The organism is Eubacterium sp. (assembly GCF_057858645.1).
Window position 1 is genome coordinate 14,530 of record NZ_DBLZZO010000026.1, and the last position, 20,206, is coordinate 34,735.

At 29.9% G+C, this 20,206-nt stretch carries 19 protein-coding genes and 1 tRNA gene; 3 read left to right on the top strand and 17 right to left on the bottom strand.

All coding sequences use genetic code 11. The features are described from left to right. Nucleotides 1–130: 130 nt before the first annotated feature. The 3 genes from ACZM4J_RS09575 to serS form a co-directional block, all read right to left on the bottom strand. Nucleotides 131–1,141 (bottom strand): 3'-5' exonuclease, encoded by a 1,011-nt coding sequence (locus ACZM4J_RS09575; RefSeq protein WP_022165196.1) that lies wholly within the window; start codon nt 1,139–1,141, stop codon nt 131–133. 220 nt (nt 1,142–1,361) lie between these two features. Then, nucleotides 1,362–1,435: transfer RNA gene (locus tag ACZM4J_RS09580), tRNA-Arg, on the bottom strand. A gap of 127 nt (nt 1,436–1,562) precedes the next feature. Further along, entirely contained in the window at nt 1,563–2,846 is a 1,284-nt protein-coding gene (gene serS / locus ACZM4J_RS09585) for a serine--tRNA ligase (RefSeq protein WP_022165195.1), read from the bottom strand. 183 nt (nt 2,847–3,029) lie between these two features. On the opposite strand from serS, the gene ACZM4J_RS09590 reads away from it, so the two are divergent. Then, a complete protein-coding gene (locus ACZM4J_RS09590) occupies nt 3,030–3,767 on the top strand; it encodes a phosphotransferase (protein ID WP_022165194.1) in 738 nt (245 codons plus the stop codon). 265 nt (nt 3,768–4,032) lie between these two features. On the opposite strand, the gene ACZM4J_RS09595 is transcribed toward ACZM4J_RS09590, so the two are convergent. The 14 genes from ACZM4J_RS09595 to rpmH form a co-directional block, all read right to left on the bottom strand. Continuing rightward, nucleotides 4,033–4,833 carry a LiaF transmembrane domain-containing protein gene (locus tag ACZM4J_RS09595; protein ID WP_428245065.1) on the bottom strand — a complete coding sequence of 267 codons (801 nt, stop codon included), beginning with the start codon at nt 4,831–4,833 and terminating at the stop codon, nt 4,033–4,035. After that, a complete protein-coding gene (locus tag ACZM4J_RS09600; RefSeq protein ID WP_022165193.1) occupies nt 4,830–5,291 on the bottom strand; it encodes a LytTR family DNA-binding domain-containing protein in 462 nt (153 codons plus the stop codon). The genes ACZM4J_RS09595 and ACZM4J_RS09600 overlap by 4 nt, the downstream gene beginning before the upstream one ends. A 311-nt stretch (nt 5,292–5,602) precedes the next feature. Further along, entirely contained in the window at nt 5,603–6,073 is a 471-nt protein-coding gene (locus ACZM4J_RS09605) for a DUF4446 family protein (protein WP_022164521.1), read from the bottom strand. 62 nt (nt 6,074–6,135) lie between these two features. After that, on the bottom strand, nt 6,136–7,077 hold the full coding sequence (locus ACZM4J_RS09610) for a ParB/RepB/Spo0J family partition protein (protein WP_022164522.1): 942 nt from the start codon (nt 7,075–7,077) through the stop codon (nt 6,136–6,138). A gap of 243 nt (nt 7,078–7,320) precedes the next feature. Then, a complete protein-coding gene (locus ACZM4J_RS09615; RefSeq protein WP_176815088.1) occupies nt 7,321–8,082 on the bottom strand; it encodes a ParA family protein in 762 nt (253 codons plus the stop codon). 739 nt (nt 8,083–8,821) lie between these two features. After that, nucleotides 8,822–9,349, bottom strand: a complete 528-nt coding sequence (locus ACZM4J_RS09620; protein ID WP_022164598.1) for a hypothetical protein — start codon at nt 9,347–9,349, stop codon at nt 8,822–8,824. A gap of 10 nt (nt 9,350–9,359) precedes the next feature. Continuing rightward, nucleotides 9,360–10,079, bottom strand: coding sequence for a 16S rRNA (guanine(527)-N(7))-methyltransferase RsmG (gene rsmG, locus ACZM4J_RS09625; RefSeq protein WP_022164597.1), 720 nt, complete (start codon nt 10,077–10,079; stop codon nt 9,360–9,362). 473 nt (nt 10,080–10,552) lie between these two features. Further along, entirely contained in the window at nt 10,553–12,433 is a 1,881-nt protein-coding gene (mnmG, locus tag ACZM4J_RS09630) for a tRNA uridine-5-carboxymethylaminomethyl(34) synthesis enzyme MnmG (protein WP_428245064.1), read from the bottom strand. A gap of 28 nt (nt 12,434–12,461) precedes the next feature. Then, complete coding sequence (gene mnmE, locus ACZM4J_RS09635; protein WP_022164595.1) at nt 12,462–13,841, bottom strand: tRNA uridine-5-carboxymethylaminomethyl(34) synthesis GTPase MnmE; 1,380 nt, start codon at nt 13,839–13,841, stop codon at nt 12,462–12,464. Between the two features lie 253 nt (nt 13,842–14,094). Next, on the bottom strand, nt 14,095–14,739 hold the full coding sequence (gene jag / locus ACZM4J_RS09640; RefSeq protein ID WP_022164594.1) for an RNA-binding cell elongation regulator Jag/EloR: 645 nt from the start codon (nt 14,737–14,739) through the stop codon (nt 14,095–14,097). 11 nt (nt 14,740–14,750) lie between these two features. Further along, nucleotides 14,751–15,995, bottom strand: coding sequence for a YidC/Oxa1 family membrane protein insertase (locus ACZM4J_RS09645; RefSeq protein ID WP_022164593.1), 1,245 nt, complete (start codon nt 15,993–15,995; stop codon nt 14,751–14,753). Nucleotides 15,996–16,006: 11 nt separating this feature from the next. Further along, nucleotides 16,007–16,261, bottom strand: a complete 255-nt coding sequence (yidD, locus tag ACZM4J_RS09650; RefSeq protein WP_022164592.1) for a membrane protein insertion efficiency factor YidD — start codon at nt 16,259–16,261, stop codon at nt 16,007–16,009. Between the two features lie 131 nt (nt 16,262–16,392). Continuing rightward, a complete protein-coding gene (rnpA, locus tag ACZM4J_RS09655) occupies nt 16,393–16,740 on the bottom strand; it encodes a ribonuclease P protein component (RefSeq protein WP_118000041.1) in 348 nt (115 codons plus the stop codon). A gap of 57 nt (nt 16,741–16,797) precedes the next feature. Beyond that, nucleotides 16,798–16,932 (bottom strand): 50S ribosomal protein L34, encoded by a 135-nt coding sequence (gene rpmH / locus ACZM4J_RS09660; protein WP_021953614.1) that lies wholly within the window; start codon nt 16,930–16,932, stop codon nt 16,798–16,800. A gap of 484 nt (nt 16,933–17,416) precedes the next feature. Here rpmH and dnaA point away from each other — a divergent pair, with 484 nt between their 5' ends. Together dnaA and dnaN are read left to right on the top strand one after the other, a co-directional pair. Continuing rightward, nucleotides 17,417–18,829, top strand: a complete 1,413-nt coding sequence (gene dnaA / locus ACZM4J_RS09665; RefSeq protein WP_022164590.1) for a chromosomal replication initiator protein DnaA — start codon at nt 17,417–17,419, stop codon at nt 18,827–18,829. Between the two features lie 271 nt (nt 18,830–19,100). Then, complete coding sequence (dnaN, locus tag ACZM4J_RS09670; RefSeq protein WP_022164589.1) at nt 19,101–20,201, top strand: DNA polymerase III subunit beta; 1,101 nt, start codon at nt 19,101–19,103, stop codon at nt 20,199–20,201. Nucleotides 20,202–20,206 lie beyond the last annotated feature (5 nt).

A 20,206-nucleotide genomic window follows, 5' to 3' on the forward strand; every position in this document is an offset into this window, starting at 1 on the left:
AGCAACATTTTTCCATTCGCGCGAGTGCGCATCCATAGTGGAACGTTTTTTATGTAATAAGAAATTCTGAAGGAATTTCTTATTACATAAAAAAAGAGCAGTTAATCATAATTGATTTACTGCTCTTTTTTTAATCGTCGTCTTCTTCGTTTTCATCCCATATTTCTTCAACGACTATTTCTTTATCCAGAGACCTCTGTCTTCTCTCTCGTCTCTTTTCCCTAATTGATTCCTGTTTTTCATGTATTGAATTAGCACCTTCATCATCAGTAGATTTCATAATCTTAATAGCAAAGAAACTGTCTTCTTCTAATTTTTTTACTCTAATCTTTCCCCTAACATAACCATGCTCAGGACATTTTCCTAAACAATAGTATGTTCTACCGCTATCAGAAAACCAGTCGATAATAACTTCAAGTGGTTTATCGCACTTATTACATAACATTGAACTGATTTCTTCTTCTTTGAACATTTCGTCTTTGTCCAAGAATTCTCTTGTTACTAACTTAGTATACTCATCAAATCTTACAAAGATTTCTTCCTCTTTGATTCTTGGAGAATAAAAAGTATCAATTGATAATCTTCCCTTATACTTTTCATAATCCATTTTTTGTAATACTTTTGCGGTATAATAAGCATCACTTAATGCTCTGTGGAACTCTCCGTCCTCCGGAATTTCCAAATATTCAACTGCGCTTGTCAAAGTTCTTTTCATGTGTCCATCATCATATCGTAGACTAAACATTTTCTGCAAATCCACGTAAAATAACGGAAAATCTAAAATTCTCTCTAACTTATAATGCTTCATATTTCTTTGGAGTTCTGTTAAGTCCATGGAGCCCCATGTACAAAACATGTAATCATCACCACACCAGTCCAAAAAATCCAAAACGGTTCTTTTGAAATCCTTACCATGACTTAATTCCTCATTAGTGAAATGAGTAATCTCCTCAATCTTATGATGAAGTTTCTTATATACTCTTGGCTTAATTACCTGTTGATAAGAATCTATTATCTCTTTCCTATCACCACTTACTTTTACCGCGCCAATTTCTATAATTTCAAATGGTAAATCTGAATGTTGATGACTTTTTCCGTAAGGATTTTGGTTCCATTCCAAATCCATTACAATATATTCCATCTTTTTTCTCCATTTATATTATTAGCATATTTATAAATATACATTACTTATATTTCTAAATGTATGTTACTTCAATATGCTAAAGCCTCAGGCTTTATAATACCATTTAATAGTATGTTTTACAAGTGTGCATCCCTAGTGGAACGTTTTAATATAATAGTAAATTTATATGAAATTTACTATTATATTAAAAAGCAGCTACATAGTAGCTGCTTTAACCCGTCCCAGACAGGAATCGAACCTGCGACGTTTCGCTTAGGAGGCGAACCCTCTATCCTACTGAGGTACTGAGACATTTATAATCAATTACGGCAAAGAAACATCTTCGCCGTAACTAATATATCATATTAACATTTTATTAGGTATTACATATTTTATTATCATAAATATAAATTGTATAGAAAATATGTTAATAACTTAATTATTTTACTTCGATTTTTTCTTTTCCACCCATGTATGGTCTTAAAACTTCAGGTATGCTTACGCTTCCATCAGCATTAAGGTTATTTTCTAAGAATGCAATAAGCATACGTGGTGGAGCAACAACTGTGTTGTTAAGTGTATGAGCAAAGTAGTTTCCATCTTTACCCTTAACTCTAATTCCAAGTCTTCTTGCCTGAGCATCTCCTAAGTTAGAGCAGCTACCAACTTCAAAATATTTCTTCTGTCTTGGTGACCATGCTTCAACGTCAACTGACTTAACTTTAAGATCTGCTAAATCACCTGAACAACATTCTAATGTTCTAACAGGAATATCCATGCTTCTGAATAAATCTACTGTATTCTTCCAAAGCTTGTCATACCACATCATACTGTCTTCAGGTTTACAAATAACAATCATTTCCTGTTTTTCAAACTGATGAATTCTGTAAACTCCTCTTTCTTCAATACCATGAGCTCCTTTTTCTTTACGGAAACATGGTGAATAACTTGTAAGTGTGTATGGAAGATTTTCTTCATTTGTATGTGTTCCAATAAACTTACCAATCATTGAATGTTCGCTTGTACCGATTAAGTAAAGGTCTTCACCTTCAATCTTGTACATCATCTGATCCATTTCATCAAAACTCATAACACCTGTTACTACGTTACTTCTAATCATAAAAGGTGGTACACAGTATGTGAAACCTCTATCAATCATAAAATCTCTAGCGTATGAAAGAACTGCTGAATGAAGTCTTGCAATATCTCCCATAAGATAGTAGAAACCATTTCCTGCAACATTTCGTGCAGCTTCTAAATCTATGCCATTGAATTTTTCCATAATTTCTGTATGATATGGAACTTCAAAATCAGGAACAACAGGTTCACCAAATCTTTCAAGTTCAACATTTTCGCTGTCATCTTTTCCAATTGGAACTGATGGGTCAATAATATTTGGAATAACCATCATTCTCTTCTTAATTTCTTCTGCTGTTCTCTTTTCTTCTGCTGTAAGTTCATCAATCTTAGCATTACCGGCAGCAACTTTTGCCTTAATTTCTTCAGCTTCTTCCTTCTTGCCTTCCTTCATAAGTCCACCAATCTTCTTTGATAAACTATTCTTTTCAGCACGAAGTGATTCAACTTCTTTTTTGATCTTACGATTCTGATCATCTAATTCTATAACTTCATCAACTAATGGAAGTTTCTTATCCTGGAATTTGTTCTTAATGTTCTGTTTAACAATATCAGGATTTTCTCTGACAAATTTAATATCTAACATATTTATTACCACCTATTTTCTATGTTTTTTCGCGCTTTTTTATTATTAAAACGGTATTTCGATTATACCCCTAACATACTATTTTTGCAAGGTATAGCCTTATTTTTTCAAGGATTGTAGCCAAGATTTTTTAATTGTGATATACTAATTTGGAATGTAAATATATATTTAAGAGGTTTACTTATGAATTTTGAAATAATTAACACAAGACGTAACAATAAAATATACACTAATGGAATTGATACATATAAGGTTTTCAATGAAAACTATGACAAAAGATTAGTTTTTTTAGAATCATTTATTACAACTGAAGTTGAAGCCGCAGGTGTCAAAGTTCCTTCTATTAAAGAAGTAACTTTTAATGACAACCACTGGTGTTTTAAATCAGATTCCATTAAAGGGGACACTTTATTTTCTTTAATAAAAAATGATTCTGATAATGTTGATAAATATTTAGACAAAATGGTTGAAGTTCATACTTCTATTCATAAATTTAAATGTCCTAAACTTCCAATTCAGAAGGACAAGCTTACAGATTATATTAAATTATCAGACTTAGACGAAGGTATGAAAATTGACCTTTTAGATATGCTTAACACATGTCCAAAACACAATAAACTTGTTCATGGTAATTTTACACCACACAATGTTTTGGTATCTGATAATGGTGATTACATTTTAGATTGGAATCATGCAGCCCAGGGCAGTGCCAGTGCCGACGTAGCCCGCACTTATATTTGGATGAAGATGAACATGCCAGAATACGCTGATTTATATTTAACCAAATTCTGCGATGCAACTAACACAAGTTCAAAGTATGTTCGTAACTGGATTCCAATTGTGGCAGCCGCAAGACTTGGCAAGAAGAATCCCGGAGAAGAAGATTTGTTAAATAGTTTAATTTCTATTATAGAATATTAAGATTTATATAACTTTAATAAACAAAAAAGACATGGAGTTCATATTAATTATAGGCAGCTAAACTTTCTATGATTACAATCTGAACCCCATGTCTTTTTTAATGTATCTATCTAATATTATTTATTTAATATTTATATTTAATGTTTTTATCTAATATCTTTAATGTATTATTCTACACACCAAGTGCGTGCCCGTCCACAACTATTTTCTTTTTGCACGAGTGTGCATCCCTAGTGGAATGTTTATTAGATTAATCTATTCTTATTTATACCCTGATTATTTCAACTCCTGCAGCTCTTACAATTCCACTAATAACCAAAGTAACATCATTTACTGCCATGTCTATGTCTGCCGGTTCTTCAACAACACCTACAAAACAGTCGATGTTATTCTGAACCTTCCAATTTTTTGGTATATATATTTCCATGCCACCTGCTATACATTCAATTCTCATGTATACTTTATCTCCTGCAGCTTTGGCATTATCTAAATACACTTCCATGCCACCTGCTTTGTTAATAATCTCAACGCTTTTTAGATTCTGTGAATCAATGTATTTTTCTGCACCTGAAAACCTATTCATATGATAAACATGTTCACCATCAACGTGACTTTCGTGTGGTTGTGATGTTCCATATTCTGTGTTCCTTTCATCTGTTGTGTTATTATCATTTTCAAAATTATTATTGTTTTCATTAAACTTTTTTTGATAGTTATTATCATAATTATTATAATACTTATGCTGCCAATTTTTTCTTTTGCTATCTTTAAATATAAATGAAACTCCGATTGTTAAAAAAATTGCTGCTCCCATAACAGGCCATGGTGTTATCGCTTCTATACCAAGCTCTTTGTTCCATACAATTGCAAGAAATGCCAACGACATAAAAATAGAAAAACTTTTTCTTTCTATGCATCCCTTAATCAGCCACGCTATCCATAATATAGACACTATAATATGTCCTGTTATTACATCACCTATATAGCCCAGTTTACTTAACATCCACAAAATTGTTGCTGCTATAATTAAAACTCCACAAAAAATATTACTTGCTCTTTTTTTCATGTTATACTCCTTATCTCATCTATCTTATTTTTTAATGGCTTAAAATATCCTCTTGATACAAAGATATTTTTATGAGTATTTTTAAATTCAATTTTTGAAGAAGCTGTTATGTTTTTAGTAATAGAATATATTTCTTTTACATTAACAATTGCCGACTTTGATATTCTACAAAAATAACATGGCAAAATCTGTTCCAGTTCATAGAGTCTGCTTTTCGTTTCAAAAATATTATTTCTTGTATGAGCTTTTACAACATCACCGTCAGTTTCGAAAAATATTATATTTTCTAACGCCTCATAAAACTCCACATTATTTTTATACAACTCAATTTTTGTATTTATGGCATTCCTGGTCGAAAGTATCTTCTGCAAATTAATTATTTCTTCATTAATTTCAGAACATTTTATTACAACCTCATTTTCTATGTAGTTTTCATCCACATCAACTGTAATTTTCATAAGCTTCCTCTTAAATTTTCTTTAACATACATACATTCTATTAATTGTCTGATGAATTGTAAATACAATTTTGCTAAGTGGTAAAAATAAGACCTTAACAGGTAAAAAATATCCTGCAAACAAAAATGGTTGAGTGTTTTCAAAACTTCTTGTAGAAAACATTTTGTATAAAATTTTACTTTGTAGTTAAATTTTATGTAGTTTTCAGACCTTTCCATTTTTAATCTGCAGGATATTTTTATTCTTATTTAATTTTTTTATAATTTATATTTATTTTGTTCTATAATTCTTTTATAACTTTTGTTATTAATTTAACTATTCATTGCTTTTTCTAAGGCTTCTTTTTCTTCCTCACCTAATGTAGCATAAGCTTCGCCTTTAGTAATTTCCTTAATATAAGTATAACTACTATCTCTACCATGCATTGTATTTAGGATAAAACCTGTATTTGTGTCATCAAGCATGCAGAGAGCAAAACTTAAATTTCCACCCATTTCCTTAAAAGCATCATACTTTACAATTCCTAATTTATGGAATGTTGATGTTAAATTATGCAATGTTTTATCCATTTTTTCTTCATTAGATGTGTATGCCTGCTGAAGTTTATCCATCTGCTGGAAGTTTTCTTCAATTGCTGCTGATAAATTTTCAGCATTCTTACCTTTCATGAACTTTTCATATCTGTTCATAAGTTTTGTAATTCTGTTGTTTTGCTTAATATGTAGAATTAAAAATACTACAAACATTACTGCTATTATTCCTAAATAAATATAATCTTTCATTTTTTACTCCTTTTGTTTTGTTCTTTTAATTAATTGATACTATTCTATTTTGTTAATTCGAATTATTCTTCAATGTCATCAAACATTTCAAGTAATCTTTCTAATTCTTCCTGTGAATAGTATTCAATTTCAATTTTTCCTTTACCATTTTTCTTGTGATTAATTGAAACTTTTGTGCCCATTTTTTCTCTTAACTTATTAGCTATAGCATCGTATATAGCTGCTTCTGCTGATGGAATTGGAAGTTTAACCTGCTTTGGATTAAGAATTGACTTTACTAATTTTTCAGTATCACGTACACTTAATCCCTTGCTAACAATAGTCTTTGCCGCTTCAATTTGCAAATCTTCCTGTTCCAAAGTCAACAAAGCTCTCGCATGTCCCATTGAAATTTCGTCATTAATCAGCATATTTTGAACACTATCTGTTAATTTTAACAATCTCATAGAATTTGCAATTGCAGTTCTTGACTTTGACACTCTATTTGCAAGTTCTTCCTGTTTTAAACTATATTCATCAATTAAACTCTTATAAGCTAAAGCTTCTTCAATAGGATTTAAATCCTTTCGTTGAATATTTTCTATTAAAGCAATTTCCATTACTTCTCTATCTGAATATTCTTTTATAATAACAGGAACTTCCTTTAATTTTGCAAGCTTTGCGGCTCTCCATCTGCGTTCTCCTGCTATAATTTCATAATAATCATCTTTCTTCTGTACAACAATTGGCTGAATAATTCCAAATTGTTTAATAGAATCAGCTAATTCCTGTAAGGCTTCCTTGTCAAAATTCTTTCTTGGCTGTTCTCTATTAGGTTCTATGTCTGATATTTTCATCATTGTATCTCCGGGAACCGGAACTTTTACTTCTTTAATTACTTCCTTTACAACCTCTTTGACAACTTCCTTCTTCTCTGTTTTCTTTTTAGGTGTAGACCTTATAACATCAGTTTCAGGAATTAAGTTATTTATGCCTTTCCCTAATCCTTTTCTTTTTGCTGCCATATAAACTCCTTTTCATGTCGTTTATATATGTACATCATCTTTGTAACTATAAATAAATAGATAAACAAATGAACATTTACCTATAATTTTATCTATGTACATATATTTTATTAACATTTTACCGTATAATTTCTATATTTATGATCATATTTTGATAATTTATTAACCTTTTTTTATAAAAACTTCTATACTATAATACGAAATAATAATGTAATATAATATAATAATATAAAAACTGATAAATTATTCTTCTGCTATAACTTCCAATGCCAGATTGTTATAAGCAATAGCTCCAGCCGATTTACCATCATACATATGAATTGGTAATCCATAGCTTGGTGCTTCTGCTAATCTAACATTTCTTGGTATTACAGTATCATAAATCTTAATTTGTATGTTTTCTTTAACATTTTCAATAACTTCTGTTGATAAATTAGTTCTTTTATCAAACATTGTGAATACAATACCATCTATTTCGAGATTCTCGTTTAATCTCTCTTGAATCAGATTAATAGTATGTATTAATTGAGACAATCCCTCTAATGCATAATATTCGCACTGAATTGGAACTATAACTGAATCAGCTGCCGCCATGGCATTAACAGTTAAAATATTTAAAGATGGAGGACAGTCAATAATTATATATTCATAAAGATCTCTCACCATCTCTAAAGTCTCTTTTAATATAAATTCTCTTCCATCAACGCCTATCAAATCAATTTCTGCCCCTGATAAATTAACATTTGAAGGTAAAACGTTTAAATTTTCCACTACACTTTGTGTTAAGCACTCAGAAACAGTGCATTCTCCCAAAAATAACTCATAAATTGTATTTTCAAGATTCTGTTTTACTATTCCAACTCCACTTGTTGCGTTTCCCTGCGGATCTATATCAACTAATAATACTTTTTTTCCATTCTCTGCTAAACAAGAAGATAGATTAATTGCTGTAGTTGTTTTGCCTACACCACCTTTTTGATTTGCAATTGCAATAATTTTACCCATTTTCTATCTATCATTAGTATAACTAATGCCTTTCTTTCTTATTTTTAAGTCAAATTTCCCCATCTAGCTATTTTACCACAATAATATACGCTTTTCTATATATTTGTAAGATTAATTAGTTCCTTTTGGCATCTATTATATATATTTAACTGTATTTTTCCAAAATGTTTCACGTGAAACATTTATTTTTATATTTTCTCGTATCTAATCCACTTATATATATTAGATATCTGTATGTATTTATATTTATTTATTTATCTATTTATATTTATATTATTATATTTGTATATACATCTCTTACATTTTTTATATTTTATTGATTTACATTAAATTAAACAATATTTATATAATTCATTTTGTATTTATACATAAATATTGAATGTTTCACGTAAAACATTCAATATTTGCAGTTTTTTTAATAATAAATAGTTATTTATAGATGATTTGATAGTATTTCTATATTTTTTTTACAATATATACTTATTTTTTATTTATATGTATGTTATTTATATGATTTAGAAGATAATTTAAATATCTATTATAGTGCCAGAATGAAGTTTCTTATCCACTTTGCACTAAATATTACATATTCATTATTTTTATTTTGAATCTTACCCCGGAGTAAAGTTTAAAACTATTATTTTGTATTAATTTATACCTATTATATAATATTTTAATGTTATACTACTTATAAACAGCTTCCTTTGGCATTAAAATAAGATGTTTCACGTGAAACATCTTATTTTTCTAACATATTTATTACTTCCCGTATTTTATCTTTGGCTTTATATTTATCAATTTCTATAAGATTTAAACTTTCTGCCAAATTATCAATAATTTTATTATTGTCTATATTCAGATTAGTATGTATACTACTTTTAACAGTATTATTTTCTTTCCTTTCACATAATTTAGTTCCTTGTATATCAAATGTTTCACGTGAAACATTCGATATTTCTTCTAAACAGGCATCAATTAAACTGATTTCATTGGATAATTTGCTAATTTTATCTTTTAAACTATCATTTTCAGTTAAATATGATGATATATGTACTTCTAACTGGTTAATTTCCTGATTATTTAAACCACTATCACCTCTTCCTCGTACGGAAAAAATTTCAGAAGCTTCATCAACCATTGATTCTAAATGGTCTATTTTATTTTTAGACTCAACAATTGAATACATATTATCATTTAATTTATCTTCATATATCTTTAATTTTTCTTGTAATTTGCTTTTTCTATTAAACAGATAATCTTTTGTCACTATTTTCTCCTTATCTTATTGGTTTCTTTGATGGTACCCCTGCTTTTCTTGGGTATTTATTAGATGTAGAACGCTCTTTTTTTATTACAACAAAACTCCTATTAATATCAGAATGTGGTAATTCTTCAATATAAGTGTCTTCAATCTTTCCACCAAGAACTTTTATAGCCTTTTTTGCATTATCAGTTTCTTCTTCACTGAATTCAGACTTGTAACTTATAAATATTCCACTCTCATTTATAAATGGAATACAATATTCAGATAAAGTTGATAAATTAGCTACGGCTCTTGACACACATAAGCTAAATTTTTCTCTATATTCATCCATATGTGCAATATCTTCAGCTCTCCCATGAACAGTTGTTATATTTTTTAAGCCTAATTCATCAATTACATTATTTAAAAACTTTAATCTTTTATTTAATGAATCCAATAACACCACTCTAATTTCAGGAAACATAATCTTAATTGGAATACCAGGAAAACCTGCACCGGTTCCTACATCTATTAGTGAATCAAAATTATTTACATTAATTTTCTTTGCAACTAATAAACTATCAATGAAATGCTTTATTATTACTTCATCTAATTCTGTAATTGCTGTAAGATTCATAACCTTATTAGTTTCTATTAGCATTTCATAGTATTTCATAAACTGGTTAGCTTGTTCTTCACTTATTTCTAATCCAATCTTTTCTATTCCATCAATTAACAATTCTTTGCCGTTCATATAATCTCCTAAATTTTTATTGCATCCAAATAAATACTTTAAATTACATATTATATATTTCTAAATATTGTATATGTGCATATATTACTGTATTCATATACTCATTTATATGAGCAAATATCACTGTATCCATATGCTCATTTATATGTACATATATTACTTTTATTCATGCACTTGTTTATATGTACATATATTGTTTTTTATTCATACACTTGTTTGTATGTACATATATTACTTTTTTATTCATACACTCATTTATATAATCATATACACGCTCATATACTTACTCATATATTTACTCATTTATTTACTTATTTATTTACTCATTTACATATTCATCTAATTATCCAATTACTTATTAATATATTCTAATTAACTTTCGATAACTCTTTACATAAATAAATGTATTTAAATAATATTATTTAAATACATTTATCAATCACTATATTAACTTATTACTCTATAAAAAACAATTACTTACTTTTATGTTGTTCCATATGAATTAACAACACTGAAATATCTGCAGGAGAAACCCCTGAAATACGTGAAGCCTGACCAATACTTAATGGTTTATAGAATTCCAGCTTCTGTACAGCTTCTTTTCTTAAACTATTTACCTTTGTATAGTCAAAGTTTTCAGGTATTTTTTTGTTTTCAAGTTTCTTAAAGTTCTTTACCTGTTTTTTCTGTCTTTCAATATATCCATTATACTTAATGTTTATATTAACCTGTTCTTTAACATCATAAGGAATCTTTGGTCTTTCCTTATCTAATGGAGCAATTTTTTCATAATCAAGCTCCGGTCTTCTTATTAATTCAGCTAAGGTAGTTGCTGTTTTTAATGATGAACTACCTAAATCTGCCAAGATATCCTGATTTTCTTTTGCTGCTCCAATTTTATAATTTTCAAGTCTGTTAATTTCTTCTTCTATTAACTTTTCTTTTCTGCAAATATAATCATAACGTTCCTTTGGAACAAGACCTATTTCATATCCTAACTTAGATAGTCTTAAATCAGCATTATCTTGTCTAAGTAGTAATCTGTATTCAGCTCTTGAAGTCATCATTCTATAAGGTTCATGGCTTTCTTTAGTTACCAAATCATCAATTAACACACCAATATAACCTTGTGATCTGTCAATAACAATGCCTTCTTTTCCCTGAACAAATCTTGCCGCATTAATTCCGGCAACAATACCCTGAGCTGCAGCTTCCTCATAGCCTGAACTTCCATTAAACTGACCTGCACTAAACAAACCTTTTATTGTTTTGAACTCCAAATTTGGAAGTAACTGACCATAATCAATACAATCATATTCTATTGCATACGCATTTCTAACTATTTTGGCATTTTCAAGTCCTGGTACTGTGTGATACATTGCGTCCTGAACATCTTCAGGAAGTGATGATGACATACCACCTAAATACATTTCATTTGTATAAAGTCCTTCAGGCTCAATAAACACCTGATGTCTGTTTTTATCAGCAAACTTAACAACCTTATCTTCAATTGAAGGGCAGTATCTTGGACCTGTTCCCTCAATCATACCTGAAAATAAAGGTGATCTGTCAATGTTATCTCTTATAATTTCATGTGTTTTTTCATTTGTATAAGTCAACCAACATGAAACCTGTTCTTTTTGAATACTTTCCGGATCTGTTGAAAACGAAAATGGAACAATTCTTTCATCTCCAAACTGTTCTTCCATTTTTGAAAAATCAATTGAACGTTTATCTACTCTGGCAGGTGTACCTGTTTTAAATCTTCTCATCTTAATTCCGTTAGCAACTAAAGAATCTGATAAATGATTTGCTGTCATAAGTCCGTTAGGACCAGTATATTCACAAACATCACCGTAAATACACTTTGATTTCAAGTATACACCTGTAGCTAAAACTACTGCTTTTGCATAATAAGTTGCACCTGATACAGTTTTAACGCCCTTTATAACACCATCTTCAACTATTAATTCTGAAACTTCTCCCTGTTTAATAGTTAAATTATCTGTATTTTCCAGAGTGTGTCTCATTTCTCTAGTATAATTCTGTTTATCAGCCTGTGCTCTAAGTGAATGCACAGCCGGTCCCTTTGACTTGTTAAGCATTTTAGATTGAATAAAACTTTTATCAATATTTTTACCCATTTCGCCACCTAAAGCATCTATTTCTCTAACTAAATGTCCTTTAGATGTTCCACCAATATTAGGATTACATGGCATAAGTGCGATACTGTCTACACTTACCGTAAAAACTATAGTATCAAGTCCAAGTCTAGCTGATGCCAAAGCAGCTTCACAACCTGCATGTCCTGCACCAATTATTACTACATCATAATTTTTTTCAATCTTTAACATTTCTTCTCTCTTCTCTTCACTAAATTTATTATTTTCCCATACAGAATTTTGAGAAAATTTCATTTACTAAATCGTCTTCTACACTTTCTCCAATTATAAGTCCCAGTTGTTCGTAAGCATCCATCAAATCTATTGAATAAAAATCTTCCGGCATGCCTGCATCAACAGACTCTTTGACTTTCAGCAAACTATTGTAAGAATTTTCTAATGCTTCTTTGTGTCTTGCATTTGTAATGTAAACCTGGTCATTAAAAGTAATCTCACCTGAATAAAACATATCTTTTATTTTTTCTTCAAGTTCATCCATTCCCAAACCAGCTTTTGCTGAAAATTCAATAATATCCTCTTTAGGTATTTCATTTAATTGTTCTATGTCCACAACGCGATCAATATCAGTCTTATTTAATAAAACAATAACTTTTTTATTTTTTATAATTTCTAATATTTCCTTGTCATTTTCATCTATGTCTTTTGAACCGTCAACTACATAAATAATAAGGTCTGCACCTTCGGCAATCTCTTTAGCCTTATTTACACCAATCTGCTCAACTTTATCATCAGTATTTCTAATACCTGCAGTATCAATAATTTTCAAAGACAAACCATTTAAGTTAATATTTTCTTCTAAGGTATCTCTTGTTGTTCCCTCAATATCCGTTACAATGGCACGTTCTTCTCCTAACATTCGGTTAAGAAGTGAAGACTTTCCTGCATTTGGCTTACCTAAAATAACAGTTTTTATACCTTCCTTCATTATTCTACCATTGTCAAAAGTATCTATCATTTTCTTTATCTTGCTTATATTCTTATTAATCATTTCAGAAATTTCATTATCGTATCCATCAAGACTAATATGTTCCGGATCATCTAATGCTGATTCAATAAAGGCAATATGATAAATCACATCACTTCTAATTTCTTTAATTTTCTCAGAAACTCCACCCTTTAACTGTTCAATTGAACTGTTTAACGCAAAATCATTTTGAGAATTGATTAAATCCATAACAGCCTCAGCCTGAGACAAATCTAATCTGCCATTCAAGAAAGCTCTTTTAGTAAATTCACCTGGTGCAGCTGACTTAGCACCATTCTTAATTACTAAATCCAAAACTTTTTTCAAAATCAACATACCACCATGACAGTCAATTTCTACTGTATCTTCACCTGTATATGAATGTGGATTTTTCATTACAAGAACTAAAACCTGATCAAGAACCTTGTCCCCATCTACAATATTTCCGTAATTAACTGTATGAGATTTAACATTAATTAATCTCTTTCCTTCTTTATTCGACTTAAAAATTTTATCAACTATTTCAATGGCTTCATCTCCGCTAACACGAATAATTCCAATACCCGAATTACCTGTTGATGTTGAGATAGCCGCAATTGTATCTGTAATCTTCATAAATCACCTTAAATTAATATTATTTATAATTGCATAATTACCTAATGTAAGAGTATACCACATTCTCATTATTATAAAAAGGGTAAAAAGAATGTCCCTTGCGACATTCTACGCAACCAGCGCGTGCCTATTTAGCAATATTTTTTCATTCACGCAGGGTGCATCCATAGTGGAACGTTTTTTATGTAATAAAAAACCTGTCAGGTTTAATCAGGTATATCCCAACTTAACCTAACAGGTTATTTAAAACAAATTATCTGTTATTGTTTCTCTTCTTAAGCATTACTACTACGTGTCTGTAAGGTTCTTCGCCCTCTGACTTTGTAGTACAGAACTTATCATTCTGTAAAGCTGAATGAATGATTCTTCTTTCATAAGGATTCATTGGCTCTAATGCTACAGGTTTCTTAATTCTCTTAACTTTTAAAGAAATATTTCTAGCAAGATTTTCAAGTGTTGCTTTTCTTCTTTCTCTATAGTTTTCAGTATCAAGCTTAACTCTGTTAAACTTATCGCTTTCCTTGTTTACTACAAGGCTTACAAGATACTGTAATGAATCAAGTGTTTGTCCTCTCTTACCAATGAGAATTCCCATATCATCACCAATTACATTAATGTTGATTGTGTTTTCCTTTTCACCTTCTTCAACTTTAATGTCTAACTTAACTGTAAGTTCCATTGCACTGAAAACTTTGTTTAAAAATTCAGTTACAATGTCTTCTACTGATTCATTTTTTCTAGCTTTAATAATAGCAGGTTTGCTACCAAATCCTAAAAAACCATTTGAACCTTTTTCTACAACATCGTAATCAAGTTTATCAGCTGCAATACCTAGAGCGACGCATGCATTAGTAATTGCTTCGTCAACGTTTTTTCCTTTATATTCTACATATTCCATCTTTATTACCTCTATTTGCTGTGTTTCTTATTATAATCACTGACCATATTAGCTTTTGCAGCCAATGAACCGGCCTTTGCATTTTCTTTTGATTTTCTGATTTTTTCTTCTTTTTCAGCTGCAGTCATGTTTGAACTACTTTTAACGCTTCTTGTATTTGTTTTTGAAGCCTGTAAAACCTGTTCTCTGTAAATTCCCTGCTTTGCTTTTCTCTTTTCTGCTTTTTCAGCTGCCTTTTCCCTATTTGCTTCTATAATATCATTTACATCCATCTTACCCAGATACAGATTAATGATTACCTGTTGAAGCATCATAATCAACGAACCTGCCATCCAGTATAAACCGATACCTGCTGATAAAATCCAGCACATATATACTGAGAATAATGGCATCATAATATTCATTGCCTTCATAGAGCCTGACATTGGATTATCCTGTGTACTTGCAACACCATTGATTTTCTGTGAAAGCTGTACACTTAATAACTGGAATATACCGGAAAGAATAGGAATAATTAAAGCAACGATTAATGTTACTGTTCCTGCCTTAAACATTGCACTTGGTGATATGCCAAGGTTTAAACCAAAGAAACTGTTAAGACTGTTAATCTTGTCCGCAGCACTTGTGTTTGGTGAAGCTGATAAAACATTGCTTGCATCAACACCCTTTGCCAAATTAATAGCACCTTTAGTTCTTGATGAATATCCTGTTAAAGCATCAATACACTGTGTAATCTGTGAAGCTTTTAACTTTGAACCTGCTGTGTTAATACCAAAGAACTGGCTCATCTGTGATGCATTTAAACTTGTGATTACAGAAGAATATAATTCTTTAATAGGCTGAACATACGCAGGTATATTCATAATTACTCTGTATAATGCGAAAAGAATAGGCATCTGAATAATAAGCTGTAAACAACTACCTGTTGGTGATGTTCCATATTTATCATAAACAGCCTTCATTTCTTCCTGCATTGCTAACTGTGACTGTTGATCTTTCTTATCCTTGTACTTTTTCTGAATTGCCTGAATTTCAGGTGTCATAACAGAATTCATTTTTGTAAACTTCTGTTGCTTAATTGTCATTGGTAACATAAGCATTCTAACTACAAAAGTAAATACAATAATTAAAAGACCAATATTATAAATACCAAAAAAAGCAAAACCATCATATAAAACTTCAAGGATTTTTCCTAAAATCCATGCAAATGGTTTTAAAATACCACCAGTCTGAGTGGCGATAATCAAATTATCCATTTAATCCTCCTTTAAGGAACTGGATCGTATCCTCCTTTATGGAAATGATTGCATCTCAATATCCTTCTTATTGCAAGATAAGATCCTTTTAAGGGTCCATATTTTTGTAAAGCTTCTATTGCATACTGAGAACATGTAGGAATGTATCTGCAAGATGGCATTCTTTTCATAGGTGAAATATACTTCCTATAAATTCTAACCATTCCAATAAGAATTAAATTAATAAATTTTCCTATCTTCTTAAAAATTTTCTTAACCTTATCCATAACATTATTCCTAATATTTACTCACTAAGTCATTAGCACTTTATTTTCCATTTAGTTACAAACTTCATCCTGCCAAACTAATTACGTCCAATATTAAATAATACTTCACTTTATACTAAATAACACTTTCTTTAGTTTGTATTTTTCTGCAAGATGTTCTGAATCTTTCCTAAGTGCATTAAAGCACTTTCTAATGAATGATAATTTTCGTCCCTAGCAGTGGTTCTCACTACTACGACTATGTCCAAACTACTATTGAACATATTACTATTTAGTCTATAGCTTTCCCTGATTAAGCGGGTTAGGTGATGTCTTACTACACTATTTCCTACTTTTTTACTAACGGATATACCTAATCTGTTAATGCCTAAATCATTTGGTAAAACATACATTACTAAATATTTATTAGCTTTTGATTTTCCTTCCTTATATACTTTTTGAAAATCGATATTCTTTTTTAATGAAGTATAATCTTTCATTTTCATATTTCACCAACCTCTCAATTGCATATAAAGAAAGGTCACATTATCTGTGACCTAAGCTGATAATTTCTTTCTTCCTTTTGCTCTTCTGCTAGCAAGAACTTTTCTTCCGCCTGCAGTGCTCATTCTCTTTCTGAATCCATGAACTTTTGATCTCTGTCTTTTCTTTGGCTGAAATGTCATTTTCATAATACGGCACCTCCTTTTCTGTTCTATAGTAAAACATCATTACAATTACCATAATAAAAATAATCGCAGTCATTTACTGATTAAACCACAATTTCCATATAATTTCAAGTGTTTTAAATTAATTTTTTTCATGTCCTTTAACACACTATGATGAAAAATGGAGTAATTATCAAAAGTTATCAACTAAATGTTAATAACATGTTAATAACTTTTGCTGTTTTAGCCTTTTTTTGGGTATTTTTTCTATTTTATTATCTCAAATGTTAATAACTGTAAAAAAGTTATTGTCATTATTTGTCGAAAAAAAATTTTTGTTATTTTGCTGTTTTTTTATGATTTTTGTAACTTTTTAAGATTTTTACTTTCTTCCTATTATAATATATATGTTTATTTCTTTTTTGTAATATTGAAAATTTGCCCTTTTTGATGTATTATATTTTTATATATGGGCTTTTGGGCCTTTTTATACTTTGAGGAGGACAATATGTTAGATAATTTAAAGGAAAAATGGCCTGAAATATTGGATTATTTAAAAAAAGAATACGACATCCAGGATATTACTTTTGAAACGTTCATTTTACCCTTAAATGTACAATATTATAAGGACGGATTAGTCAAACTTGTTTTCACAGGAAATAGTGGTAGCAGTGGACTACAATATATTAAGAAGAAATATTTTGATTTTCTTAAACTTTCCCTTGCCCATTTTTTAGGTGAAAACACAGATTTACAGATTTTATTACCTGGAGATGCTTCTTTAGAAGACTCTTCTGACGAAAGCGACGAAGAAAACGCGGCCAATTCAGAAGACTTAATTCTTGAAAGAAGAATTTTAGAAGCTAACCTGGACAAGAAATACACTTTTGATTCTTTCGTAGTAGGTAACAACGCCATTGCACAGGCAACTTCACTTGCCGTTGCAGACTCACCAGGTGAAGCCCACAATCCATTATTTATATTTGGAGGGGTTGGTTTAGGTAAGACACACCTTATGCAGTCAATTGGTAACTATGTACTTAAGTCAAATCCTAATTCTAAGGTTTTGTATACTACAACAGAATCTTTTACTAATGAAATTGTTGATTTGCTTGGTAAACAAAAGAAAGACCAGGACGAAATTATTCAATTTAGAAAGAAATATCGAAACGTTGATGTTTTATTAATTGATGATATTCAATTTATATCAGGAAAAGATAGAACACAGGAAGAATTATTCAACATTTTCAATGAATTATTCTTAAAACATAAACAGATTGTTTTTACATCAGACAGAAAACCTAATGAAATAGAAGATATTGCAGATAGACTTACAACTCGTTTCCAGCAGGGACTTACTGTAGATATACACAGTCCTGACTATGAAACACGTATGGCTATCTTAAAGAAGCATGCCCTTTCTAAAGGAATTAAGGTTACTGATGACAAAGAAGATGTAGATAATGCTAATTTATTAGAGGCTTTAGATTACATTGCTACTAATTTTGTATCCAATGTAAGGGAACTTGAAGGCTCTCTTAATAATGTAATAGCTTTTTCAAAAGTTAATCGTGTTCCTATTACAAAAGAATTTGCAATGGAAACATTAAAAGTAGACACTACTGAAGAAAAAATAACCTGTCAATCAATAATTAATACAGTAGCTGAACATTACCAGATTTCAGCAGCTGACATTTGTTCTAAGAAAAGAAGCAGCGATGTTGCTTTTCCAAGGCAGGTTTGCATGTATTTATGCAGAGTTTACACTGACGAGAAGCTGGAAACTATTGCAAAATATCTAAGAAAGAAAAACCATGCCACTGTTAGCTATGGTTATAATGAAATAAAGAAGGCTATGGAAACAGATCCTTCCATTAAAGCAACTATTGAAGTTCTTAAAAAGAAGATTAATCCTAATTAATGTTAATAACTTTGTTAATTAGTGCCGATTTTAGGTTAATAACTAGGTTAATAGTACATTAATAACTTAAAATTTCAGATTTTTTGATTATAGCTTTTTGATTATAATTTTTAAGAAGTTGTTAATTAAATTTGAGTTATTAACATGTTATTTTTTTAGGAACTTCCCATAAATAGGGCGTTAAAACGTTTTTTTAACATATTAACGTGCCTTATTATTATTATTATCTTAATATTTATATATTTATACGAAATTTGAAGGAGATTTACCCATGAAGTTAATTTGTAAAAAATCAGATTTGATAACTGGTATTAACATTGTAATGAAAGCTGTTTCATCAAAAACTACAATGTCTATATTAGAATGTATCCTTATTGATGCCACTGAAGGTATTATTAAATTTACTGCTAATGATATGGAACTTGGTATTGAGACTACAGTACAAGGTGAAATTGCTGAAGCAGGAAGCATTGCTATTGATGCAAAGATTTTTTCAGAAATCGTAAGAAAGCTTCCGGACAATGATGTAACTATAGAAGTAAAGGATGAAAGTACTGCTAATATTACATGTGAAAATGCTAAGTTTAACATTCTCATAAAGTCAGCAGAAGATTTCTCATATCTACCTGTTATTGAAAAAAAAGACAAAATTACTATTTCACAGTTTTCATTAAAGGAAATTATCAGACAAACAAGTTTCGCAATTAATGATGCTGAAAAAAATAAATTACTTACAGGCGAATTATTTGAAGTAAACGGAAGTAAGCTTAAAGTTGTAGCTTTAGATAAATTCCGTATTGCAATTAGAAATATTGAACTAAAAGAAAACTATGGAAATTACAAAGTATTAGTTCCAGGTAAATCACTTAATGAAATCAGTAAAATTTTAAATGGTGGAGTAGATGATGATGTAAATATTTACTTTACTTCAAATCATATTCTTTTTGAATTCGATAACACTATTGTAGTTTCAAGATTAATTGAATCAACTAACTTCTTTGATACAGACAAGATGATTAGCAATGATTACAAAACAAGAATTACAATTAACAAGAAAGAAATGGCTGATTGTATAGACAGAGCAACTCTTTTAATAAAAGAAGGAGACAAGAAACCTGTATTCTTATCAATGAAAGATACAGAAATGGAATTAACTATTAATACATTTATAGGTTCAATGGATGAAAGTATTCCAATTACAAAGGATGGAGACGATTTATTAATAAGCTTTAACCCTAAGTTCCTTATTGATATTTTGAAAGTTTTAGATCAGGAAGAAGTAAGCATGTTCTTTACTAACCCTAAAGCTCCATGTTTTATTAAAGATGAAGAGGGAAGCTATATTTACATTGTTCTTCCTGTAGTTCAGTAAAAGTC